Source organism: Arthrobacter jinronghuae (assembly GCF_025244825.1).
Classification (GTDB): Bacteria; Actinomycetota; Actinomycetes; order Actinomycetales; family Micrococcaceae; genus Arthrobacter_B; species Arthrobacter_B jinronghuae.
Window position 1 is genome coordinate 1782068 of sequence record NZ_CP104263.1, and the last position, 21590, is coordinate 1803657.

Sequence of the window (21590 nt, forward strand, 5' to 3'; positions counted from 1 at the left end):
CCCGTACATGAGCAAGAACGTGGAATCGTGGCCGCATCTCGGCGTTGCCTGGCTGGTGCAGTCGGCTGCGGCCGCGGTGCTGGCCGTCACCGTCGTCGTGCTGCAGCTCTGGGTCTTTCCCGAAACCGTCCAGGCGATAGTGCTGCTGGCCCTGATCCTGGCCTCGGCGGTAATGCTGCTGCTCTCCGCGCCGTTGGTCTTCGAGTGGATCCGCAACCGGTTCCAGCGCAGCTGGGTGGTGCTGGTACTCACGGCAGCAGCCGCGATAGTGGGCGGGTGCTGGATGGTGGTGCTGTTTGTGCTCGGCTTCGGACTGCTGGTCACCGGGTTCTAGCCGCTTCCGGCCTCCGGCCCGGGTGCCCGGTTCAGCGCTGGGCGAATATCCGGCGGAACACGCCGGGCGGACGGGTACCGGCGTCGGGACAGGCAGCTGCCGCCGCATAGGATGGCAGGCCGGGCCCGCTGACGTGCCGTCCGTTTCCGCGCGCCGAACGCATGCGGCGCATCCGCATCATGAATAGGACCCTCCCTCTTTGAGTATCGATCCCTCCGCAAAACCCGTGCCTCCTGCCGGAACCTCCGGGCACGCGGCAACGACGCGGGCTCCGTCCACCCTGGATCCCCGCACCAAGACCGTGATCGGCCTGCTGCTGGTCTCCTCGTTCGTGGTCATCCTGAACGAAACAATCATGAGCGTGGCCCTGCCCCGGCTCATGGCTGACCTGGACATCACTGCCGGAACCGCCCAGTGGCTGACCACGGGCTTTATGCTGACGATGGCCGTGGTCATTCCGGCCACCGGCTTCCTGCTGCAGCGTTTTTCCATGCGCGGCCTGTTCCTGACCGCCATGTCCCTCTTCAGCGCCGGGACGCTGCTGGCAGCCCTGGCCCCCGGGTTCGGCACCCTGCTGGGCGGCCGGATCATCCAGGCCGGCGGCACCGCCATCATGCTGCCGCTGCTGATGACCACCGTCCTGAACGCTGTTCCGGCCCATAAGCGCGGACAGATGATGGGCACCATTTCCATCGTCATCGCAGTTGCACCCGCCATCGGCCCGACGGTCTCCGGCATCATCCTCAACGCGCTCGACTGGCGCTGGATGTTCTGGCTGGTCCTGCCCATTGCCCTGCTGTCGCTGGGCCTTGGCGCGTTGAAGATCCAGAATCTTACTGAAACCAAGCGCCTGCCGTTCGACGTGCTGTCGATCGTGTTGTCCACCTTCGCGTTCGGCGGGCTCATCTTCGGCCTCAGCAGCATCGGCGAGGCCGCTCAGGGCAAGGAACTGATGCCGCTGTGGATCCCGCTGACCGTCGGCGTCCTGGCCATGGCCGGCTTTGTGCTGCGCCAGCTGGTCCTCCAGCGTACCGACCGCGCCCTGATGGACCTGCGCACCTTCACCAGCAAGCCCTTCGTGGTGGCGATCATCATGGTCCTCGTGTCCATGATGGCGCTGTTCGGCTGCCTGATCGTGCTGCCCCTGTACCTGCAGAACGTCCTGGGCCTGGACACGCTTCGCACCGGCCTGCTGCTGCTCCCCGGCGGCGCCGTGATGGCCGTTCTCTCGCCGATTGTCGGCAACCTGTTTGACCGTTTCGGTCCGCGACCGCTGGTGGTTCCGGGCGCCCTGGTGCTCAGCGGTGCCCTGTGGGGGATGACCCTGCTGACGGAAGAAACCCCCGTGGGCCTCGTGATCCTGCTGCACTGCTTCCTGAACGCCGGGCTGGGGTTCATCTTCACTCCGCTGTTCACCTCGGCCCTGGGTTCGCTGGACAAGTCCCTGTACTCCCACGGCAGCGCCATCATCAACACGCTGCAGCAGCTTGCCGGTGCAGCGGGAACGGCCGTCTTCATCACCCTGATGACCACGGGCACGACGGCGGCCCTGGCCGACGGCGCGTCACCGGTCTCCGCTGCGGCCTCGGGCGTGCACACGGCGTTCTTCTGGGGAGCCGTTGTTTCGTTGGTGGCCGTCGCGGCGTCGTTCCTGGTCCGCCGGCCCACCAACGAACTGCCCGAGGGTGTGGCTATCCACTAAGGCCGTCGGCGCCGTCGGGTAGTACGGAGGCCGGTGATTTCCGGCAGCAGCGCTCCCGCCGAGTGTCCCCGGACCGCCCCCAACCACACTCCGGCGCCGTAGGCCAGATCATCCAGGCGGCGGGCCACAGCGAACCGGACGGGATCCAGCTCGGCCCCGGTGCGCCGGTACTCCACGGCAGCGTCCACCATTCCGGCGAGAAGCGCTGCCCGGCGCAGGCGACCGGAAAACAGGCAGCCCACGGCCGTCAGCGGCCACCAGTGCCGCAGCAGCAGCGCTGATCCCTGCCCCAGTGCAGCCAGGACGCCCTGTCCCACGAGGACTGATGCCAGCCGCAGGGGCTTTGGACTGCGCCGGAGGCGTCGGGCCAGTCGCAGGGCGGTGGCCGCCGCCAGAGCGGCGGCCACCGGCAGTGACCAGCGGCGCTGGGCCAAAAGGGCGAGAAGGAACGCGACGCTCCACGGTGCCAGCACCGCAGGGGCCACGTTGCTGCCGTGCCGCCGGGAAAGCTCGTGCGCCCCGGTCCCGTAGAACATCTTGCGTGCAAGCCACGGTACAAGCTCCCGCCGGTGCTCGTGCCGGGCAGCCACCGACGCGTCGTAACGCACGCGCTTGCCCTCACGGACCAGGTTCCAGACCAGATCCACGTCTTCCGCGACCCGCAGTTCGGCGCTGAATCCGCCTCCAAGCGCCTCCACGCGTCCCACCAGACACGCCGCGGGGAGCCATGACACCGTCCCGCGTGGATGCACCAGTGCCGGGCGCCTGCCCAGATCGAGGGAGGACCGGGAATCCTCATAACGGCAGATCCACCCGGCGTCATTGCCCGGATTCCAGCCCAGGATCCGCGGCGCAACAAGCGCTACGCCGGGATCGGCGAAATGCCGCAGCAGTGCAGGAACGGTCCCGGGATCCAGCACCATGTCGGAATCCACAAACGCCACGTAGGGTGTCCGGACCCGTGCCAGCCCGGCATTGCGGGCAGCCGCGGGCCCCGCGTTCACCGCCAGGGGAACATACTCGGCAGCGTAGGCGGACGCGGCGTCGGCGATCGGCTGCGGGGACAGGGAAGCGTCATCCACCACCACCACGCGCTGTCCCGGACCGATACTCTGCAGCAGCCGGCGCAGGTGGTCCGGGCGGTCCCGCACGGGCACCACGAACGTCACTGCCTTGTCGGCCGGTGCCGCAAGGCTGGCGGCCGCGGGGTCGGCCATCCCGAAGGCAAGCAGTTTCTCCGCCAGCTCTGCGGAAGGGCCGTCGCTGACCGAGAAGCCGCCTGTTGCGAGCAGATCCCGTGCCGCCGCGCCTGGGAACAGTACGCGCAGGGGAGAACCGCCGGTGAGCACCTGCGCCCTGCCGCCCACCCGGACGCTGTCGGAGAGCCGGATGCCGAAGCCGATGGGAAGGCCGGTCACGGAACTGCCGCCGGCAGAGGCTGGAGACACCCGTAGCGATCCGGAGCGCCGGACAGGCGGGCGGCCACGGCCCCGGCGGCGCCCGCGAGGAGCTCCTGCCCTTCCGCCGCGGAGGCCCCGGCCGGGTCGCCCAGGACGCCGAGCGGGGAGACAGCCTTCACGCCGCGGGACCGCAGCACCGGCATCAGCTCGGGAAGCGGGCGTATGTTGCCGCAGACTGCCCGGTCCAGGCGGACGTTCCCGGGCGATAAATACAGCATCAGCGACGTTTCCGTCCGGCCCGCATGGGCATCCCCGGGTCCGAAGGTACAGGGCACCCATCCGACCGAGTGGTTCTCGGCAAGCAGCTGCCCCACCGCCCGGACCAGTCCCGCAGCGTTTCCTCCGTGTGCGTTGACGAAGACAATCCGGCGCGCCCAGGTCGAAAGCGAGCGGACCAGCTCCACCAGCATCAGGTTCAGTGCCTCATGTCCCAGCGACACCGTGCCGGGAAAGTCCTGATGCTCCCCGCTGGCACCATAGGCCAGCGCCGGGGCGACGACGACGTCGGCCCGCCGGGTCATCGCGGCAGCCTCCGCCGCGACCGCCGCCGCAATCACGGTATCCGTGTCCAGCGGCAGGTGCGGGCCGTGCTGTTCGGTGGAGCCGGTGGGCACCAGGACCGTGGCCCCCTTGCGGACCTCCGGCCAGGTCCGTGCAGCCAGGCTCCACGACGTCGGCGGCAAGGGCGTGGACGGTGCCACTCAGCTTTCCCTGTCCTTGGGCGGGTCTCCCACTGACCTGGTGAACCCGGGCGGAATGACCAGGTCCTCGGGACGCAGTTCATGGATGGAGGTCTTCCCCAGCCCCCGCAGGGCGGAGTCCAAGCCGCCCTGGAGAATGTCCAGGACGTTCTCCACCCCTGCCTGGCCGTTCGCGGCCAGGCCCCAGAGGTAGGCCCGGCCGATCATCACGGCCCGGGCACCCAGGGCCAACGCCTTGGCCACGTCGCTGCCGCGCCGGATACCCCCGTCGAGCAGCACCTCAACCTGGCCGCCGACGGCCTGGGCGACGGCGGGGAGGAGCCGGATGGTGGCCGGGGTGCCGTCGAGGTTGTTGCCGCCGTGGTTGGAGACAGACAGTGCGGTGACGCCGGCGTCGACCGCCCGGCGGGCATCATCCACGCGTGTGACGCCCTTGAGCATAAACGGCCCTCCCCACGTCTCGCGCAGCCAGGCCACGTCCTCCCAGGTAGGCGGCGGGGTCTGCATCCACTCGCCGTACGCCCCGAAGAAGGTGGGGGCTTCACCTCCCGGCGGGACCAGGTTCGGCACCGTCAGGTCCGGTACCCGGCCGGACCGGGCAAAAGCCAGCAGCCAGCGGGGATGCGGAATGACTTCCGGAGCCAGTCGGGTCATGGCCTTCAGCGTCATCTTTTCCGGGATCACCGGGCTGCCCCAGTCCCGGCCGTTGGAGAAGGACCAGTCCAGAGTGGAGATCAGTCCCGTGGCACCGGCGGCCCGGGCACGCTCCATCCGCTGGACCATCGCCTCCCGCGTTCCGCTCCAGTACATCTGGAAGAACAGCTGGGGAGCAGCCGCTCCTACCTGTTCCACGGGTTTACTGGCGAACGAACTCAGGCTCATCACGGTGCCGCGGTTTGCTGCCGCACGTGCCACTGCTACCTCGCCCTCGGGGTGCACGGCCTGCACTCCGGTGGGGGAGATGATCACCGGCAGCGCGATTTGCTGCCCCATGACCGTGGTGGTCAGGTCGCGCTTTGCGGACTGTCCGACCACGTGCGGGGCGAAGCCCAGCTCCGAAAACGCGGCAATGTTGTCCTCCACGGTGACGCCGCGCTCCGACCCGGCGACCAGGGCTCCGTAGACGGACTTCGGCAGGTTTCTCTTAGCACGGCGCTGGGCCTCGGCAACGGTTTCGAACCAGGGATTGGTGAACATGGCACTGCCTTTCATGGTTGAGACTGGATCTTCAGGTCGCGAACACTGCGCTTACGGCAGGTGCAACGTCCCGGTAGGTATGGATGGTTCGGGCGGTACCGCGTCCTTCCCGGGCGAGCTCACGGCCCAGTTCGACGTCGGTTTCGGCACTGGTGTCGATCAGGACGTCCAGCCGAGGCAGGCGTGCAGCGGCAATCCGGGGATCCGGGCCGGCGTTGTGGACGCAGTCCGAGAGCAGCAGCACCCTCGCGTCCCTGACCGGGATCCGCAGCAGTTCACGATGGGCGAGCTCCAGCGGAAAGCTGATGTTGGTGAGCCCCCGGGCCGGGATGCGCAGCAGCGTGTCCAACAGCTCCATCGGCTTCAGCTCGGAGCCCAGCGGCAGCAGCAGGGCGGCATCGGACCAGAAGGCAATAACTGCCAGCGCGTCGCGGTGCAGTTCGGCGGCCAACGCCCCCACAGTGGCGGCGGCCGTCTGCAGGCGTTCGCCCTTCATCGACCCCGAAACGTCCACCGCGAGCACCACGGACCGGCGGGTGCGCACCCGGTCCCGGACCACGATGTCTTCATCTTCGGGGACCGGCCGTTCGGCCAGCACTTCCAGTGTCCGGTCCAGATCGATGTCATCGCTGCCGCCCCGGTAGGGCAGACTGGCGAGCGATCCGCTGCCGCGGCGCGGCACCGCGTCCGCCCGCGGTCGGGGCACGGACAGCAGGGCGGCGATATGCCGCACCCGTGCGCGGACCGCCGGGTCCACAGGCACCGGGGTTACCTCGGCAGCGGCCGATGCAGCGGCATCATCGGTGAATCCCGGGCGGGATACCCCGGGAGGGGCCGCGCCGCCCGGACTGCGGCGGCGTGCTCCGGCAGGCTGGATCACCGCGCCCGGCCCACCGCCGGGCACCGGCTCAAACACGGAGGGATCCTCGGTCAGCTGTTTCGGGGCGCGGCGCAGCGGCGGGCGCCGGTCCGGCCTGCGCCCGGTGCGTCGCGACACCGGCGAATCGGCGGAAACCTCTCTTCAACCCGGTGCCGCCGCGGCAGGATTAAGGATGAAGTGGTCTTCCCAGATCTCCCGCAGCACCCGTTCAGGAGTCGTCTCGGCCGCTTCGTCCAGGTGGATCCGTCCCGAGAGGGAAACCGCCATCGCGTCATAGACCAACTCGCGGTAGCCGGCGCCACCCGGATCGGAGATCCTGCGGAGTCCGGCGAGCTGGCCGGACACCAGGACGCAGTCAATGGCGCCGCGGACGCTGGAGCCCTGGCGGATATCCGGATGGTTCCGGGTGGCGCGCGTCAGTGCCACGGCGTCGGCGATGAGGGCTTCTCCGAGTACCCCCGGCGCGCTGGTGCGCAGTGCCACGATGCCGCGCTCGGCGTCGTCGTCCTGATAGCCGACGGCGAGCCGGTTCAAACGGTCATGCACGGAAGTGGAAAGCCGGGTGGTGCCCTGGTTGTCGTAGGGATTCATGGACGCGATCACCCGGAATGTGTCCTGGGCCGGGATGTTGCCGACACGCGGGACCGCGATGGAACGGTCCGCCATGGCAGCCAGCAGCGTGTTGAGCGTGTCCTCCGGAGCCCGGTTGAATTCTTCGATGTAAAGGAATCCGCCGGTCTGCATTGCTTCCACCAGGGGACCGGCAACGAAGTTGTCCGCACTGTAGTCCTCGCGCAGTACCCGTGCCGGGTTGTGGTGTCCTACGAGTTTGGACGGGGTCAGATCCGCGTTCCCCTCGACGAAGAGCAGCGGAATGCCCCATTCGGCAGTGATGGCCTTGAGCATGGTGGTTTTGCTGGTGCCCGGAGGGCCCTCCAGGACAATGTCGCGGCCGGCGGCGACGGCCGCGAGCGTAAGTTCCAGCTCACGCTCGCGGCCGACGAGGTGCGCGGCGATGCGGTCCCGGGTGGCCCCGATATCCGTGGTCTGCACAGGGTTCCTTTCCCGGCCGGTCAGTGAACGGCGCCGCCGGCGTCGACCGGGATCTGGCCGCCGGAAACGTAGTAGGACTGGTCGGAGGCCAGCCATGCCACGGCGTTGGACACATGCTCGGGCTCGATCCACGCCTTGCCCATGGGATTGGTGCCCGCGAACGCCGCTTCGGCGTCCTCGGCCTGCGGATCGTCCAGTTCGGGCCGGAACAACTGATAGGTCTTCCGGTTCTTCACCATCGGGGTGTCCACGGAGTTCGGATGGATGGTGTTGACCCGGATCCCGAACGGGCCGAGCTCGTTGGCAAGCACCTTCATCAGGCCCACAACTGCATGCTTGGTGGTGGTGTACGCCGCGACGTTTGCCAGCCCCTTGAACCCGGCCAGCGAGGAAATGATGACCACTGAGCCGCCGGGGCCGGACGCGATCAGGTGCTCGGCGGCCGCCTTATAGGTATGCCAGACACCGGTGACGTTGATGTCCATCAGGTCCTGCCAGGACTGCTCGTCAACCTTGTGCGTGGCAGAACCGAAGGTGAAGATCCCGGCGTTGGCCACCACGATGTCCAGCCTGCCCAGCTGCGCCACCCCCTCGTTCACGGCCGCAGTGAGCGCCTCAATGTCGCGGACGTCGGCCTCCACCGCAACAATGCGTCGGTCCAGGGCTTCGACCTGCTGCGTTGTTTCCTTGAGATCCTCCGGGGTTGCCGGGGGATAGAAGTCCGTCACGGTGTCCACCGGTCCGCAGAGATCGACGGCGATGATGTCCGCCCCCTCCCGGGCCAGACGCAGCGCGTGTGCCCGTCCCTGGCCGCGGGCCGCACCGGTGATAAACGCTACTTTTCCTTCTAGGTTTCCCATGGTGCTTTCCTTTTCTGGGAGTGTGTTGCCGGTCGGTTTAGTACTGGGTAACCCCTGCATCCACGGTCATGGCCAGGGATGTCACGTAGCGGGCCTCGTCGGAGGCGAGGAACAGCACCGCATTGGAAATATCCGCCGGCTGTACGGCCTGGACGTCCAGCAGGTTGGTTGACATGGCGGCCAGCCGGGCGTGCTCCTCCAGCCAGACGGGAAAGGACTGCATGTCCTCGCCGCTGATCATGGTGGTCATCACCCCAGTGGGATGGATGGAATTGACCCGGATATGGTGTTCGGCCAGCTCCGTGGCAAAGGCCCGCATCAGTCCCACCACGCCGTGCTTGGCGGCCACATAGGGGGTCAGGAAGGGCAGTCCCTTCAGCCCTGCGGCGGAGCTGGTGAGAATGATGGAGCCGCCGCCCGCTTCCACCAGATGCGGGGCCGCCAGCTGTACCGTGTTCCACACCCCGGTGAGATTGATGCCGACGGTTTCCTCCCACATGTCCGGGGTGGTTTCATCCCAGGGCTTCATGATCATGATTCCGGCGTTCGCGACAACGATGTCCAGTCTGCCCAGCTCGGCCACGCCGGCGTCGAGCACCCGCTGCATGGCGGCCCGGTCCCGGACGTCGGCTTTCGCGGCCACGATCCGCCGGTCCAGGGCCTCCACCTCCTTGACCGTCTGCGCCAGGTCCTCTTCCGTGGCGGCCGGGTACTTCACACCCGGGACGGAGTCGCAGAGATCGACCGCGATGATGTCCGCGCCCTCCTGTGCCAGCCGGATGGCGTGGCTCCGGCCCTGACCGCGGGCGGCACCGGTGATGAACGCTACTTTTCCTTCGACACGCCCCATTGCGTGCTCCCTTCGATTGGTTTTAGTACTGGGTGTTGCCGGCGTCGACGGCCATCGCGAGCGAGGTCACGTAACGGGCCTCATCCGAGGCAAGGAAAAGCACGGCGTTGGATATGTCCACCGGCTGCGTAATGTCCACCGGCAGCAGGTTGGTCATCATGCCGCCGACCCGGGGGTGGGCTTCCAGCATTGAGCCCATGGCCGCCATCCCGTCGCCGGAAGCCATCGCCGTGTCGACACCGGTGGGATGCACCGTGTTGACCCGGATGTTGTGCTCGGCCAGTTCCGTGGCGAAAGCACGCATAATTCCCACCACGCCGTGCTTGGCTGCGACATAGGGGGTCAGGACCGGCAGTCCCTTCAGCCCCGCGGCGGAGCTGGTAAGAATGATGGAGCCGCCGCCCGCTTCCACCAGATGCGGGGCCGCCAGCTGTACCGTGTTCCACACCCCGGTCAGGTTGGTGCCCACGGTGTCGTTCCAGATCTCCGGGGTGACCTCGTTCCACGGCTTCATGATGCAGATGCCGGCGTTGGCCACCACGATGTCCAGCCGGCCGAGCTCCGCGACGCCGGTGTCGATGGCTTTCTGCAGGGCGGCCCGGTCCCGGACGTCGGCTTTGGTGGCGATGATGCGCCGGTCGAGTGCCTCAACTTCCTTGACGGTCTGGGCCAGATCTTCCTCCGTGGCCGACGGGTAGCCGACCCCCGGCAGGGTGTCGCAGAGGTCCACGGCGATGATGTCCGCGCCCTCCTGTGCCAGCCGGACTGCATGGCTGCGGCCCTGCCCCCGGGCAGCTCCGGTAATAAAAGCGACTTTTCCTTCTACACGCCCCATGGCATGCCTCCTGATTTTCGAAAGGGTTATTTCGCGGTTGATCCGGCGTCGATGGGAAGGGTCACGCCCGTGATGTACCGGGCCTCATCGGAAGCGAGGAACAGGACCGCGTTGGAAATGTCCACCGCGTCCACCCACTTGATGGGCAGCACATTCAAGGCTTGGAACCGTTCCCCGATCTGCTCGCGCGTCGGATTGTCCAGATCGGGTGCGAAGAGGTTGTAGGTGGCACTGTTGTGGATCATGTCCGTATCCACACTTGTGGGGTGCACGGAATTGACCCGGATCATGTCCGGCGCGAGCTCGAGCGCCAGGGCGCGCATCAACCCGACGACACCGTGCTTCGCAGACACGTAGTGCGCCAGGTTTGCGATGCCCATCAGTCCGGCGGTGGAGCTGGTCAGGATGATGGATCCGCCGTTCCCGCCGGCGCGCAGATGGGGGATGGCGGCCTTCGCCGTGTGCCAGACACCGGTCAGGTTGATGTCCAGCATGTCCCCCCATTCCTCATCAGTCAGCTCATCGACGGCGCCGAATCCCGCAATCCCTGCGTTGGCACTGACGATGTCCAGCCGCCCCAACTGGGCCACGCCGTCGTCGACCGCGGCCTTGAGCGCGCCGTAATCCCTGACGTCGGCTTCGAGAGCCACGATGCGGCGGTCCAGCGCCTCCACATCCTTGACGGTCTGCGCCAGGTCCTCAGGAGTAGCCATGGGATAGTGGACGGTGCCCACCTGGTCGCAGAGGTCGACGGCGATGATGTCCGCCCCTTCCTGCGCCAGCCGCAGCGCGTGGCTGCGTCCTTGCCCGCGGGCGGCTCCGGTAATGAATGCGACTTTGCCTTCAACACGCCCCATTGCGTGTACCTTCTTTCTTTTTTGCGAGCCGCCGGCTGCGGCCCGGATCTTAGGTGCCGCAGCTCCCGCCGCAGCCGGATGGAACAGGTGCAGGGTTGAAGCCCGCGAGCGGATCTTCAGCACAGGCACTGACCGGCGCGGTATCGGGCCGGCGCCGGGAGATGGTGACCGGCACGGGCCCGGTCCGAGGACGCGGGGGAGAGGTGCGGTGGGAATGGTCTCCGTCGGGGCGGGGCAGGGCTTCCCCGGCCCGCGCCTCGAGGGCTGCCTCGCCCAGTCCCCGGACGCACTCCGGGTCCGGTCCGTCCAGCGGCAGCCCCGTGAAGAACTTGGCCGCCATGCACCCGCCGCGGCACGTGTCGAAAAACGGGCAGCCGGAGCAGGCCCCGCCGGTCTGCGGGGAACGCAGCCGGGTAAAAAGCTCCGAGTGCCGCCATACCTCGGAGAACCCGCCGGGATTGCGGATGCTGCCGGCCAGGAACTCGTCGTGGATGGCAAAGGGACAGGCGTAAACGTCGCCCACCGGATCGATCAGGCAGACCACCCGGCCGGCACCGCACATATTCAGCCCCGGCAGGGATCCGCCGTACGCGGACAGGTGGAAGAAGGAATCGCCGGTGAGCACGTCCTCGCCGTGTTCCACCAGCCAGTCGTAGAGCTCCCGCTGCTGCGCGGCTGTAGGGTGCAGGTCGTCCCAAACATCGGCGCCGCGGCCGGACGGCCGCAGCCGGGTCAGGCGTAGCTGGGCCTGGTACTTGTCCGCAATGGCCTTGAACGGGTCCAGCTGGGGAATGTTCTGCCGGGTACAGACCACGGAGATCTTGAAACCGGTGAACCCTGCGTCGGCCATGTTCTGCATGGCGCGCAGCGCGGTGTCGAACGAACCGGGACCGCGGACGGCGTCATTGACGTCCGCGGTGGCCCCGTCAAGGGAAATCTGCACGTCGACGTAATCGCTCGCCGCGAGCCGGGCTGCCACGTCGGGAGTGATCTTCACGCCGTTGGTCGAGAACTTCACCCCCACGTGGTGGGCGGTGGCGTAGTCGACGAGCTCCCAGAAGTCCGGGCGGACCGTGGGCTCCCCGCCGCCGATGTTCACATAGAACACCTGCATTCTTTCGAGTTCGTCGATCACCGCCTTGCACTCCAGCGTGGTCAGTTCCCGGGGATCCCGCCGGCCGGAGCTGGAGAGACAGTGGACGCAGGAGAGGTTGCAGGCGTAGGTCAGTTCCCAGGTGAGGCAGATCGGAGCGTCGAGGCCGGTCTCGAACAGATCGACCAGGGTCCCCGGCCGGGGAGTGGAGAGCACCGTCATGGCGTCCTCTCGATCACCATATTTGAGGAGGCCAGTGCGCCCAGGGCCCGCTGGTAGCGGGGCAGGTCCGCGAGGTCGACGCCGGCGGACGCACAGGCCGCGCCGGCACTCGGCTCCGTACGCAGCTGCTGCACGATCGCCAGGAGGGTCGTGTCCTTGAGAAAGGACAGCCGGCGGGTGCCGAAGTGGTACAGCAGCGCGCCGAAAGGTTCCGGACGGACCGAGACCTGGGGGTGCAGCCGCCAGGGGAGGTTGAGATCAAACGTCTGCATTCCGCGCCGGTCCTAGTAAACGCCGCACATACCGTCGATGGAGACTTCCTCCACCAGCAGGTCCTCCGTGGCTTCCGGTTCCGCGCCGGTGCGTACGGGTCCTTCGGGGACGGAACCGGTGAGCGGGGTTGCAATCGGGTCTTGTGCAGCTCGCATTGGTGCTCCTTCTGGCAGAATCCGGCTTCGGCGGCGATACTCTGTGTGCCGGCGAGAGTAACGGCACCGAGTGCCATTGGGAAGAGGTAATTTCGTGGCAACTGCAGCGGCGTTGGGGAAATCGGAACGAGCCGGCAGGAAACCGGTCACTTCCAAGGCAGAGCTCAGCCATACGGCGCTGGTCCTCTTTGACCGGAAGGGTTTTGACCAGGTCACCGTGGATGAGATCGCTGCCGCAGCGGGGATAGGCAGGCGGACCTTTTTCCGGTACTTTCCGTCGAAGAACGATTTGCCGTGGGGAGACTTCGAGGAGCTCCTGGCCCGGATGGACGGGTACCTGGATTCGCTGCCGGAAACCGTGCCGCTGGCCAGCGCACTCTGCAATGCGGTCATTGAGTTCAACCGGCTGCCGCCCGAGGAGGTTCCGTATCACCGGCAGCGGATGGAACTCCTGCTGGGCGTTCCTACGCTGCTGGCACACTCCACATTGAGGTACGCTGCCTGGCGGCAGGTGGTGGCCAGGTTTGCCGGCAAGCGGCTGGATCTGCCGGAGAGCAGCCTCAAGCCCCAGGCGATCGCCTGGGCGCTCCTGGGCTTGTGCCTGGCGGCGTACGAGCAGTGGCTGGAAACAACGGACACGGAACTTACCGGGATCCTGCAGGAGTCTTTGAAGCTGTTTCCGGATGTTCTGGAGGGGCAGACCGAAGAATAACCGGTGCGGATGGGGGTGGACATGCCGGAGCACTACGACGTGGTTGTGGTGGGTGGCGGAGGTAGCGGAGTACCCCTCGCTGCCCGTGTGGCTGAGGATCCGGACCGCCGGGTGGCGCTGATTGAGGCAGGTCCGGCTCCGGGCGACCGGGCCGGGTACCCTTCAGAGCTTCTGGACGCGGGCACTGTGCAAGGCGCAATGCCCGGGCATCCCAACAACTGGTCCTTCCTGGCTGAACTCACTCCAGGCAGGCCGTATTCAATTGCCCGGGGCAGGATCCTCGGAGGATCGACGGCACTTAACGGGGGCTATTTTGTCCGTGCACCCAAGGAGGATTTTGACCAGTGGGCCCGAGTGGGAGGGCCGGCGTGGTCCTTTGCCGAGGCGACGAGGCTGTATTCGGCACTCGAAGCGGACCAGGACTTCGGGGCCGTGCCGGGGCACGGATCGGCGGGCCCGGTGCCGGTGCAGCGGCCGCCGCAGTCCCACAGCATCACCCGTGCCTTCCATCAGGCCGCCCGGGAACTAGGGTTCCCCGAGGAACCGGATAAGAACGCCGACGGTGAGCCCGGCGTCGGGCCGGTACCCATGAACGTGGCAGGAGGCCTCCGATGGAATACGGCGCTCACCTATCTGGTGTCCAGGGGTGTCCCCGCGAACCTGACCATTCTGGGGCAGACCAGAGTCCGCCGGGTCCTCTTCGAGGGCGCCCGTGCAGTGGGCGTCGAGGTGCATTCAGACGGGAAAGTATCGGTAATCCAGGGCAACGAGATAGTGCTCTGCGCCGGTGCCATCCAGTCGGCGCACCTGCTGCTGCTCTCAGGCATCGGGCCGGCAGCGGCCCTGCGGGCGCAAGGCATCCCTGTCACAGCCGACAGACCCGGCGTGGGAGCCGGTTTCACCGACCATCCGGAAGTCGCGGTCCGGTGGACCCCTCGGCGGGGCGTGGTGGACACCACGGTTCCACGCATCATGGAAAGCTCCCTGAATTTCAATGCCGGCGGGCAGCAGGCGAGCGGTGCGGGTGACCTGGAAATTCTGCCCATGTTGAAGCCGATGAGTTATCTGCTGTCAGCCGGCACCTCGCGGGTGGGCCGGGCGGGTCACCGCGAGGACCTGGAGTTCCTGGTTGCCCTCCAGGAGGAACATGCCAGAGGCCGGCTCACAATTTTGTCCGCCAATCCGGACGTCCAGCCGCGGCTCGAGTACAACTACCTGGCCGTGGAATCCGACCGGCAGCGGATGCGTTACGCGGTACGGACAGCCGTAGCCCTCCTTTCGACCCGCGCGTTCCGGCCACTGGTCGCCCGGATCACGGAACCATTGCCGGCCGTCTTGGCTCATGACCACCTCCTTGATGAGTGGATGCAGTCAAACCTGGGTACGGCCCTGCACATGAGCGGAACGGCCAGAATGGGACCGCGGCACGATCCGGATTCCGTTGTTGACTCTTTCGGCCGCGTCCACGGTATCCACGGACTCCGGGTGGCGGATACCTCGATCCTGCCTACGGCACCGCGGCGCGGACCGGCTGCCACAGCTGTCCTGATCGGCGAACTGGTAGCCGGCCATCTGCGCACCGGCGCATCCGGCCGCCCGGACCGCGCACCGGGCCAACCCACCACCCGGTAAAAACCGTCATTGACCGCTAATGTGATCCGCGCCATACTAAATGAACGATTAGTTAGCCCTTCCGTCAGGAGCCCCCATGACCGTCACGCAGACCGCGCGCCCAGCCTTCGACCCCACCGCAGTGGGCGACGTCGACGCTGACCTTTACCTTCTCGACGAACTGCTGGACGACGAGGCCCGCGACGTGCGGGACCGGGTCCGGGCGTTCGTTGACAACGATCTGCTGCCGGTCATCAACGACTACTGGGAGCGGGCAGAGGTCCCGTACGAGCTGGTGCCCAAGCTGGCCGCATTGAACATCGCCGGCGGCACCATCAAGGGGCACGGCTGCCCGGGGATGAGCCGGCTGGCCGCCTCTACCGCCGCGGCCGAGCTTGCCCGCGGCGACGGCTCCATCAACACGTTCTTCGGCGTGCACTCCGGCCTGGCGATGGGCAGCATCGACATGCTTGGCAGCGAGGAGCAGAAGCAGCGCTGGCTGCCCGCCATGGCCAGGTTCGAGAAGATCGGCGCGTTTGCCCTGACCGAGCCCACCCACGGGTCCGATTCGGTGTCGCTGGAAACCACCGCCCGCCGGGAGGGCGATTCCTACATTCTGAACGGCAACAAGCGGTGGATCGGCAACGCCAGCTTTGCCGACATCGTGATCATTTATGCCCGCGACGAAGCTGACGGTGCAGTCAAGGCGTTCGTGATGGAAAAGGATGCCGACGGCAACCACCCCGCCGGCTACCAGGCGACCGTAATCACCGGCAAGATCGGCAAGCGGGCCGTGCTGCAGCCGGACATCGTCATTGAGGACCTCCGCATTCCCGCGGAAAACCGCCTGGTAAACTGCAACTCGTTCAAGGACGTCAACAAGGTGCTGGCGGCCACCCGCGGGGGAGTCGCGTGGGAAGCGCTGGGGCATGCCGTGGCCGCCTACGAGATTGCCGTGGCGTATGCCAAGGACCGGGTGCAGTTTGGTCAGCCCCTTGCCGGGTTCCAGCTGGTGCAGAACAAGCTTGCGAACATGCTTGCCCAGGTCACCGCGATCAAGCTGACCTGTTTCCGTCTCAACGAGCTTGGCGACCAGGGAAAGATGACCGGCCCCATGGCGTCGATGGCCAAGATGTTCGCCGCCCGGCAGGGCCGCTGGGTCTGCTCGGAGGCCCGCGACATCATGGGCGGCAACGGCCTGCTCCTGGAAAACCACGTGGCCCGGCACCTGACCGACATGGAGGTGGTGTTCACCTATGAGGGCACCGATTCCATGCAGTCACTGATCCTGGGCCGGCACATCACCGGGCTGTCCGCGTTCGCTTAAGGCGGCTCGGCGGGTCAGCGGCGTCAGCGGACCCGCAGGCCCAGGACCTGCCCGGTGCCGGGGGTGGCCGGATCCATCACCTCCGGCCACTGGGCGGTCAGCATAAACAGCAGGCCGCCGTCGTTGCCTCCGATGGCGCAGGAGAAGCAGCCCTGGTCCAGCTGCACCGTTTCCACCACGCTCCCGCCCTCCCGGACCCGGACGCAGCGTTCGCCGGGCACCTCGGCAAACCAGATGCCCCCGGTGCCGTCCCAGCAGATGCCGTCGGGTGCGCTGCCCGAGACCGCTGCCCATTCCCCGGCAGGCGTGAGGGCGCCGTCGTCGGCAATAGCGAAGGACGTCAGGCGGCCGGCGTGGGACTCGGCGACCACGAGGCTGGCGCCGTCGTCGGAGACCAGCATGCCGTTGGGGAATGCCAGGCCGTCAGCCACCTGCACCACTGAGCCGTCCGGCCGGATGAGCGCGACGATCCCGCTGCTCTGCGGGTCGGCCGAATAGTCGTAGCCCAAGCCGTTCACATAGATGTTGCCGGAAGGGTGCACGGCAATCTCGTTCCAGGGGTGGTCCGACAGGCCGCTCAAATCCGCGTGCGGGACCAGCCCCGCATTGGGGATTTCCAGGAAGACGGTTCGGTCCGTCCCGGAGACCACGGCCATCCGCCCGTCCGGCAGCCAGTCAAAGCTGATGGGGAAGGACGGCACCGCCGTCACCCGCCGCACGTCCCCGTCCGGGCTCAGTGCGGAGATGGTCCCCGCCGTCCAGTCCGCGAACCAAAGTTCGTCGGCGTGCCAGCGGGCGGATTCACCCATGCCGATCCCGGAGACCAGCGTTGTCGGTTCAGCCATGCTGCACCTCGCTTGTTGAGGTTCGGGCTTCCAGTATGCCGGGCAGCCCGAAGCGGTCAACAGGGCTAGGGCTCCGCGGGTACGGCGGCGCCCAGCATCCGCAGCGCCAACCGGCTGTGGTGTTCCCCGATGCCGGCCGCGGTCTGCCGTCCGTCGCTGCGGTACCAACGCGCCACGTCCACGCAGAGGGAGAGCAGGGCCAGGACGGCAAGGCCGGTGTCCTCGATATCGAACAGGCCTTCCTGCCGTCCGCGGTCGACGACGGTCCGGAACTCCGCGTCCACGGACCGGCGGATCTTCAGCACCTCGGCCCGGTGGTCCTCCGTGAGGGCGGCAAGCTCGAAGTTCACCACGCTGGACTTGGTGCGGTTGGCTGCCTGCCACTGGACGAAGTCGCGCACCATGGTCGAGATCTGCTGCACCGGATCGCTGCTTGAGGCGGCACCGGAACGGACCAGTTCCAGGGTGCGCTCGTGCCCGAGGCGGGAAATGCTGTAGAGCAGCTCTTCCTTGGAACGGTGGTGGACATAGACGGCGCCGGGAGTGACCCCGGCGGCCGTGGCGATGTCGCGGGTGGTGGTGCCGTGGAATCCCTTCGCCGCGAAGGCCTCCGTGGCGGAATCCAGCAGGCGCTGGCCCGTACCTGTTGCGGGCACCTGTACCTCCGGATGATCAGCGGAATGAGCGTTCAGCAACCAGAGTAGCAGTGGGACCGGCTGCCGCTAGGCGAGTCGGGAACGGACGATCTCGCTCACGGTCTTGCCGTCAAACCGTCCGGCCACCTTCGCGGTGACGGGCTTCATGACCTGTCCCATCTGCCGCATCGACGGCTCTTCCCCGCCGGCACGCAGATCCGCGATTGCTTCATCCACAATGGCTTCCACGTCGGCCCGGGTCAGGGGAGCGGGCAGGTAGGCTTCGATGATTTCTGCCTCGGCCGCCTCCGCGGCAGCACGCTCGGTCTCACCGGCCTCCGTGTAGATCCCGGCGGTATCGCGGCGCTTGGCTGCTTCCTTCTGCAGCAGGGACACGATCTGGACGTCGTCGAGCTCCACCGGCGTCTTCCCGGACTTCTCCCGGGTAGTGATTTCGCCCAGTACATTGCGCACGGTGGTCAGGGCCACACGGTTGCCCGATTTCATGTGCGTCTTCATGTCCGCCTGCAGCTGCTCTTTCAAAGTGCCCATGGTCCCTCGTCCTTACGGTGATGTACTACTTTCCTTTCCATCGTCCCCTATCCGGGCGGGTCGAGCTCCACGGGGCGCCCGGACACGGTGAGCAGCAGGTCCAGGGCATCGGCTTCGATCTCGGTGCCGGCGCCCCACGCCGTCCCGGTGCGCCGGTCGACCAACCGCAGGCCCGCAGCCCGCTCGCGTCCTCCGCCGAACGCAACCGGGGTCCGGACCTGGTAGGCAAGGGCCTGGACAACCGCGGGTTCCGGATAGCTTCCGACGAGGCCGAGGGGGCGGCGGATGTCCTCACCATGCACGATCGCTTCAACCAGGCGGGTTGCCGGATTGACCGGCGGCGTCCGGGTCAGCTCCGACACCTCCCGCAGTGCGCGGAGGGTGCCCTGTGGGTCCTGCCGCTTTTCCCGCAGGACACCGTACTGGTTCAGGCGGTCGAAATTCAGGCGTGCGCCGAGCATGCCGCGTACGAAGCCAACCCTGCCGGTGCGTGCCGTGTCAACGAGATGGGCCAGGACATCATGGACGCTCCACCCGGGACAGAGCGAGGGCACCTCCCACTGTTCGGCCCGCAGCGGGGAGAGGTCCGCAGCGAGACGCCGCCGCTCAGCATGTACGGCCTCCCAGACTGCCGCCGTGGACTTCCGCAAGTCGGCTCCTTTGGTTGATAAGCACTCGGTACCTAAGGAAACTAAAGCATTTCGCCAGCGTCAACGCCTTCTTGCGGCGGCGGTCACAGCGTCCGGAATCACAGCGCAAAAGGGCCATAGTTGTCTTGAGGCAATCAAAACAACTGTTAGTGTTTTAGGTATGCAGAACGCGGCGGAAACAGCAGAAACCCTGGCCGGAAACATCCGGTCAGCGGGGCTGAAAGCCACGTCACAGCGCGCTGCAGTGCTGGGAGCGCTGCAGCGGGAACCGCATTCCAGCGCCGACAAGGTTCTGGCTTCCGTCCGAGCGGAACTGCCGGGCATTTCCGCGCAGGCCGTCTACGGCATCTTGTCCGCCTTTACCGAGGCCGGACTGGCCAGGCGGGTGGAGCCCGCCGGTTCGCCGGCACTGTACGAGTCGCGGGTGGGGGATAACCACCACCACCTGGTCTGCATCCGCTGCGGAGCCATCAAGGACGTCGACTGCGTGATCGGCCAGGCACCCTGCCTGACCCCGTCGGACGACTCCGGCTTTACCGTACTGGCTGCCGAAGTAACCTTCAGCGGCATCTGCAGCACCTGCGCCAAGCAGGCGGATTCCTCCGCCCGCTAACGCGCACCACCGCCCATACCTACGGCGGGCACCAATCAACGGCGACACATCCCGGGCTGAACGCTGCCCAAAAACCTGCCGCCGCGGCCCGAGTCTCACCCCAAGCGTCAACTGAGGAGACACCCATGACTACCTTGCTCAACCGAAACACCGCCGCGGCCACCACCGAAACCGCCGCCCCCCGCACAGCCGCCGCCGAAAGCACCCCGGCTCCCACGGCTTCTGCCGAACATGCCGCTTCGGCAACCCAGCCCCGTCGAGTGGGCACCTACACCAGCCGCTATGACTGCCCGCTGGGCACCCCGCGTGCCGAGGGGACCTACGTCTCCACCGGCCGCCGGGCGCTCACCCGCCCCCGCAACCTGGGCAGCTACGTGGACACCTCCACACACCTCAACCGCCGCCCCCAGAGCAGCTACACCCTGCGCGGCTAGTCCGGGCCGGCAGGCCGGCCTCCCGCCGCTGCGGCCGGCAGCAGCGGATAGGATGAATGGTCGTTGTCCCGCGGGGCGAGGAAACCAACCCCTTTGAGAGGACACCATGAGCCTGATCCGGCTGCAGGACGTCAATACTTCCTTCGAGAACAAGCAGGTGCTGCGTGAAGCGTTCCTGCGGCTCGAGCCCAAGGACCGGATCGGCCTGATCGGCCGGAACGGTTCCGGCAAATCCACCATCCTGAAGCTTGTCCTGGACCAGGTGCAGCCCGACTCCGGTACCGTGACCGTGGAACCGGGCGTGAAGATCGGCTACTTCTCCCAGTTCTCCGAACTGGACGGACAGGCGAGCATTGCCGAGGTCCTGGACTCCGTCTTCACGGAAATCAAGGACGTCGAGGCTGAGCTGGCGGGCATCGATGAAGCTATTGCTGCAGATCCCTCCGGCAAGGAAATGGACCGGCTCATCCGCCGCCAGTCGGAACTGTTCGAAACCATGGACCGGCTTGACGGCTGGGACTATCCGCGCCGCATTGACAGCGTGCTCACCACCCTCGGCTTCACCGCCGCGCACCGTGTCTGCCCCATCGACGCCCTGTCCGGCGGCTGGCGGAACCGCGCGGCACTGGCGAAGATCCTGCTGGAGCAGCCCGATGTGCTGCTGCTCGACGAACCCACCAACTACCTGGACGTGGCCGGCGTCGAATGGCTTGAGGGCTGGTTCCGCGACTTCCGGGGAGCGGCCATCATCGTCTCCCACGACCGGAAGTTCCTCGACGCCGTCGTAACCCGCATCATCGAGGTGGAGAACTTCCACCTGCACGAATACCCGGGGAACTTCGCCGAGTACGTGGTGCAGAAGCAGTTCCGCTTGAAGAACCTCCAGGCCCAGTTCGTCCACGAGGCGGAACTGCTGGCCTTTGAAGCCGAAGGCATTGCGGACCGCCGCGAGGCGGCCAAAGCCGGCGGGCGGCTCAGCACCCAGCTGGCCCGCATCAAGAAATCCCGCGCGCCCCGGCCCGTGGATGAAATCATCACCGGCATCTACGACGGCCTGCACGTCAAGGACGTACTCGGCCGCGTCCGCGGTGTGTCCAAGTCCTACGGGGAAAAGGTGCTCTTCGAGGACCTGAGCTTCGAGGTGAACAAGGGGGACCGCATCGCCGTCACCGGAACCAACGGCAGCGGCAAGACCACGCTGCTGCGCGTGCTCACGGGCGAAGAACAGCCCGACGCCGGCGACGTCACCTGGCCGAAGGGGCCGGCCATGGTTTCCTACAACAAGATGCTGGCGGAGCTCGACGACGCCGACACCGTCACCCACGCGGTGAACTCGCTGCCGGGATCCCTGGCCTTCAGCGCCACGAAAAAGTCCGTCAACCGCTTCCTGACGATGTTCCAGTTCTCCGAAGCGGACCTGGTGCAGAAGATCGGCAACCTCTCCGGCGGGCAGCGCGCCCGCGTCGCCATGGCCCAGTGCCTGCTTTCGGGCGCTCCCGTCCTGCTGCTGGACGAACCCACCAACCACCTGGACATGTCCAGCACGCAGGTCATGGAACGCGCCCTGCTGCATTTCCCGGGCGCCGTCATCGTGGTCAGCCACGACCGGTTCTTCACCGAAAAAATCGCCACCCGCTGGCTCGTCTTCGGTGCCGAGGGAGCGGAGCCCGGGCAGGTCACCATCCGCGAAGCCTAGGGGAGCCGACGCCGGTTCGGCGCGGCACCTGTCGGGGCGCCCG

The 21590-nt window shown here is 67.0% G+C and carries 24 protein-coding genes; 8 read left to right on the forward strand and 16 right to left on the reverse strand.

Annotated features, from left to right (window positions below):
• The first annotated feature begins 7 nt into the window (after window positions 1–7).
• Together N2K98_RS08360 and N2K98_RS08365 are read left to right on the forward strand one after the other, a co-directional pair.
• A complete protein-coding gene (locus tag N2K98_RS08360) occupies window positions 8–334 on the forward strand; it encodes a hypothetical protein (RefSeq protein ID WP_255797837.1) in 327 nt (108 codons plus the stop codon).
• A 199-nt stretch (window positions 335–533) separates the two neighbouring features.
• Window positions 534–2036 (forward strand): MDR family MFS transporter, encoded by a 1503-nt coding sequence (locus N2K98_RS08365; protein ID WP_407079879.1) that lies wholly within the window; start codon window positions 534–536, stop codon window positions 2034–2036.
• Here N2K98_RS08365 and mftF read toward each other — a convergent pair.
• From mftF to mftA, 12 genes are read right to left on the reverse strand one after another with little or no spacing between them, the layout of a single operon-like run.
• Window positions 2033–3454 carry a mycofactocin biosynthesis glycosyltransferase MftF gene (mftF, locus tag N2K98_RS08370; protein WP_255865508.1) on the reverse strand — a complete coding sequence of 474 codons (1422 nt, stop codon included), beginning with the start codon at window positions 3452–3454 and terminating at the stop codon, window positions 2033–2035. The two genes, N2K98_RS08365 and mftF, sit on opposite strands and share 4 nt — an antisense overlap.
• Complete coding sequence (gene mftE / locus N2K98_RS08375; protein WP_255865509.1) at window positions 3451–4197, reverse strand: mycofactocin biosynthesis peptidyl-dipeptidase MftE; 747 nt, start codon at window positions 4195–4197, stop codon at window positions 3451–3453. Before mftE ends, mftF begins: the two co-directional genes overlap by 4 nt.
• Window positions 4198–5394 carry a pre-mycofactocin synthase MftD gene (mftD, locus tag N2K98_RS08380; RefSeq protein WP_255797834.1) on the reverse strand — a complete coding sequence of 399 codons (1197 nt, stop codon included), beginning with the start codon at window positions 5392–5394 and terminating at the stop codon, window positions 4198–4200.
• 31 nt (window positions 5395–5425) lie between these two features.
• Window positions 5426–6391, reverse strand: coding sequence for a vWA domain-containing protein (locus tag N2K98_RS08385; protein WP_255865510.1), 966 nt, complete (start codon window positions 6389–6391; stop codon window positions 5426–5428).
• A gap of 24 nt (window positions 6392–6415) precedes the next feature.
• On the reverse strand, window positions 6416–7327 hold the full coding sequence (locus N2K98_RS08390) for an AAA family ATPase (protein ID WP_255865511.1): 912 nt from the start codon (window positions 7325–7327) through the stop codon (window positions 6416–6418).
• A 20-nt stretch (window positions 7328–7347) separates the two neighbouring features.
• Window positions 7348–8187 (reverse strand): mycofactocin-coupled SDR family oxidoreductase, encoded by an 840-nt coding sequence (locus N2K98_RS08395; RefSeq protein WP_255797831.1) that lies wholly within the window; start codon window positions 8185–8187, stop codon window positions 7348–7350.
• Between the two features lie 37 nt (window positions 8188–8224).
• On the reverse strand, window positions 8225–9037 hold the full coding sequence (locus N2K98_RS08400) for a mycofactocin-coupled SDR family oxidoreductase (protein ID WP_255865512.1): 813 nt from the start codon (window positions 9035–9037) through the stop codon (window positions 8225–8227).
• Between the two features lie 22 nt (window positions 9038–9059).
• Window positions 9060–9872 carry a mycofactocin-coupled SDR family oxidoreductase gene (locus tag N2K98_RS08405; RefSeq protein WP_255865513.1) on the reverse strand — a complete coding sequence of 271 codons (813 nt, stop codon included), beginning with the start codon at window positions 9870–9872 and terminating at the stop codon, window positions 9060–9062.
• Window positions 9873–9898: 26 nt separating this feature from the next.
• Window positions 9899–10729, reverse strand: coding sequence for a mycofactocin-coupled SDR family oxidoreductase (locus N2K98_RS08410; protein ID WP_255865514.1), 831 nt, complete (start codon window positions 10727–10729; stop codon window positions 9899–9901).
• A gap of 49 nt (window positions 10730–10778) precedes the next feature.
• Entirely contained in the window at window positions 10779–12044 is a 1266-nt protein-coding gene (gene mftC, locus N2K98_RS08415) for a mycofactocin radical SAM maturase (RefSeq protein ID WP_255865515.1), read from the reverse strand.
• Window positions 12041–12316, reverse strand: coding sequence for a mycofactocin biosynthesis chaperone MftB (gene mftB, locus N2K98_RS08420; RefSeq protein ID WP_255797826.1), 276 nt, complete (start codon window positions 12314–12316; stop codon window positions 12041–12043). The genes mftC and mftB overlap by 4 nt, the downstream gene beginning before the upstream one ends.
• A gap of 12 nt (window positions 12317–12328) precedes the next feature.
• Window positions 12329–12472: a mycofactocin precursor MftA gene (gene mftA / locus N2K98_RS08425; protein WP_255865516.1), complete on the reverse strand. Its 144-nt coding sequence runs from the start codon at window positions 12470–12472 to the stop codon at window positions 12329–12331.
• A gap of 94 nt (window positions 12473–12566) precedes the next feature.
• Between mftA and mftR the strand changes: the two genes are divergently transcribed.
• The 3 genes from mftR to N2K98_RS08440 all read left to right on the forward strand — a co-directional run bounded on the left by mftR (window position 12567) and on the right by N2K98_RS08440 (window position 16122).
• The gene (gene mftR / locus N2K98_RS08430) at window positions 12567–13184 is read left to right on the forward strand and encodes a mycofactocin system transcriptional regulator (protein ID WP_255797824.1); all 618 of its coding nucleotides are present in this window, start codon (window positions 12567–12569) and stop codon (window positions 13182–13184) included.
• Window positions 13185–13205: 21 nt separating this feature from the next.
• Entirely contained in the window at window positions 13206–14816 is a 1611-nt protein-coding gene (gene mftG / locus N2K98_RS08435) for a mycofactocin dehydrogenase MftG (protein WP_255865517.1), read from the forward strand.
• Window positions 14817–14892: 76 nt separating this feature from the next.
• Complete coding sequence (locus N2K98_RS08440; protein WP_255865518.1) at window positions 14893–16122, forward strand: acyl-CoA dehydrogenase family protein; 1230 nt, start codon at window positions 14893–14895, stop codon at window positions 16120–16122.
• Between the two features lie 23 nt (window positions 16123–16145).
• On the opposite strand, the gene N2K98_RS08445 is transcribed toward N2K98_RS08440, so the two are convergent.
• The 4 genes from N2K98_RS08445 to N2K98_RS08460 all read right to left on the reverse strand — a co-directional run bounded on the left by N2K98_RS08445 (window position 16146) and on the right by N2K98_RS08460 (window position 18804).
• Window positions 16146–16967: an SMP-30/gluconolactonase/LRE family protein gene (locus tag N2K98_RS08445; RefSeq protein ID WP_255865519.1), complete on the reverse strand. Its 822-nt coding sequence runs from the start codon at window positions 16965–16967 to the stop codon at window positions 16146–16148.
• Between the two features lie 65 nt (window positions 16968–17032).
• Window positions 17033–17623 carry a TetR/AcrR family transcriptional regulator gene (locus tag N2K98_RS08450; protein WP_255797820.1) on the reverse strand — a complete coding sequence of 197 codons (591 nt, stop codon included), beginning with the start codon at window positions 17621–17623 and terminating at the stop codon, window positions 17033–17035.
• Between the two features lie 66 nt (window positions 17624–17689).
• Window positions 17690–18154, reverse strand: a complete 465-nt coding sequence (locus N2K98_RS08455) for a GatB/YqeY domain-containing protein (protein ID WP_229952037.1) — start codon at window positions 18152–18154, stop codon at window positions 17690–17692.
• A gap of 47 nt (window positions 18155–18201) precedes the next feature.
• Entirely contained in the window at window positions 18202–18804 is a 603-nt protein-coding gene (locus N2K98_RS08460; RefSeq protein WP_255865520.1) for a maleylpyruvate isomerase family mycothiol-dependent enzyme, read from the reverse strand.
• A gap of 160 nt (window positions 18805–18964) precedes the next feature.
• Here N2K98_RS08460 and N2K98_RS08465 point away from each other — a divergent pair, with 160 nt between their 5' ends.
• The 3 genes from N2K98_RS08465 to N2K98_RS08475 all read left to right on the forward strand — a co-directional run bounded on the left by N2K98_RS08465 (window position 18965) and on the right by N2K98_RS08475 (window position 21547).
• Window positions 18965–19417 (forward strand): Fur family transcriptional regulator, encoded by a 453-nt coding sequence (locus N2K98_RS08465; RefSeq protein ID WP_255797817.1) that lies wholly within the window; start codon window positions 18965–18967, stop codon window positions 19415–19417.
• A 125-nt stretch (window positions 19418–19542) separates the two neighbouring features.
• Window positions 19543–19851 carry a hypothetical protein gene (locus N2K98_RS08470; protein WP_255865521.1) on the forward strand — a complete coding sequence of 103 codons (309 nt, stop codon included), beginning with the start codon at window positions 19543–19545 and terminating at the stop codon, window positions 19849–19851.
• A gap of 106 nt (window positions 19852–19957) precedes the next feature.
• Complete coding sequence (locus N2K98_RS08475; RefSeq protein WP_255865522.1) at window positions 19958–21547, forward strand: ABC-F family ATP-binding cassette domain-containing protein; 1590 nt, start codon at window positions 19958–19960, stop codon at window positions 21545–21547.
• Window positions 21548–21590: the final 43 nt, after the last annotated feature.

What these genes read in the sequence shown, in the direction of transcription:
- N2K98_RS08360 (WP_255797837.1), top strand. Translation starts at nt 8, where the DNA reads ATGAGCAAGAACGTGGAATCGTGGCCGCATCTCGGCGTTGCCTGGCTG.
- mftD (WP_255797834.1), bottom strand. Translation starts at nt 5,394, where the DNA reads ATGTTCACCAATCCCTGGTTCGAAACCGTTGCCGAGGCCCAGCGCCGT.
- N2K98_RS08395 (WP_255797831.1), bottom strand. Translation starts at nt 8,187, where the DNA reads ATGGGAAACCTAGAAGGAAAAGTAGCGTTTATCACCGGTGCGGCCCGC.
- N2K98_RS08400 (WP_255865512.1), bottom strand. Translation starts at nt 9,037, where the DNA reads ATGGGGCGTGTCGAAGGAAAAGTAGCGTTCATCACCGGTGCCGCCCGC.
- N2K98_RS08405 (WP_255865513.1), bottom strand. Translation starts at nt 9,872, where the DNA reads ATGGGGCGTGTAGAAGGAAAAGTCGCTTTTATTACCGGAGCTGCCCGG.
- N2K98_RS08410 (WP_255865514.1), bottom strand. Translation starts at nt 10,729, where the DNA reads ATGGGGCGTGTTGAAGGCAAAGTCGCATTCATTACCGGAGCCGCCCGC.
- mftC (WP_255865515.1), bottom strand. Translation starts at nt 12,044, where the DNA reads ATGACGGTGCTCTCCACTCCCCGGCCGGGGACCCTGGTCGATCTGTTC.
- mftB (WP_255797826.1), bottom strand. Translation starts at nt 12,316, where the DNA reads ATGCAGACGTTTGATCTCAACCTCCCCTGGCGGCTGCACCCCCAGGTC.
- mftA (WP_255865516.1), bottom strand. Translation starts at nt 12,472, where the DNA reads ATGCGAGCTGCACAAGACCCGATTGCAACCCCGCTCACCGGTTCCGTC.
- mftG (WP_255865517.1), top strand. Translation starts at nt 13,206, where the DNA reads ATGCCGGAGCACTACGACGTGGTTGTGGTGGGTGGCGGAGGTAGCGGA.
- N2K98_RS08440 (WP_255865518.1), top strand. Translation starts at nt 14,893, where the DNA reads ATGACCGTCACGCAGACCGCGCGCCCAGCCTTCGACCCCACCGCAGTG.
- N2K98_RS08445 (WP_255865519.1), bottom strand. Translation starts at nt 16,967, where the DNA reads ATGGCTGAACCGACAACGCTGGTCTCCGGGATCGGCATGGGTGAATCC.
- N2K98_RS08455 (WP_229952037.1), bottom strand. Translation starts at nt 18,154, where the DNA reads ATGGGCACTTTGAAAGAGCAGCTGCAGGCGGACATGAAGACGCACATG.
- N2K98_RS08465 (WP_255797817.1), top strand. Translation starts at nt 18,965, where the DNA reads ATGCAGAACGCGGCGGAAACAGCAGAAACCCTGGCCGGAAACATCCGG.
- N2K98_RS08470 (WP_255865521.1), top strand. Translation starts at nt 19,543, where the DNA reads ATGACTACCTTGCTCAACCGAAACACCGCCGCGGCCACCACCGAAACC.
- N2K98_RS08475 (WP_255865522.1), top strand. Translation starts at nt 19,958, where the DNA reads ATGAGCCTGATCCGGCTGCAGGACGTCAATACTTCCTTCGAGAACAAG.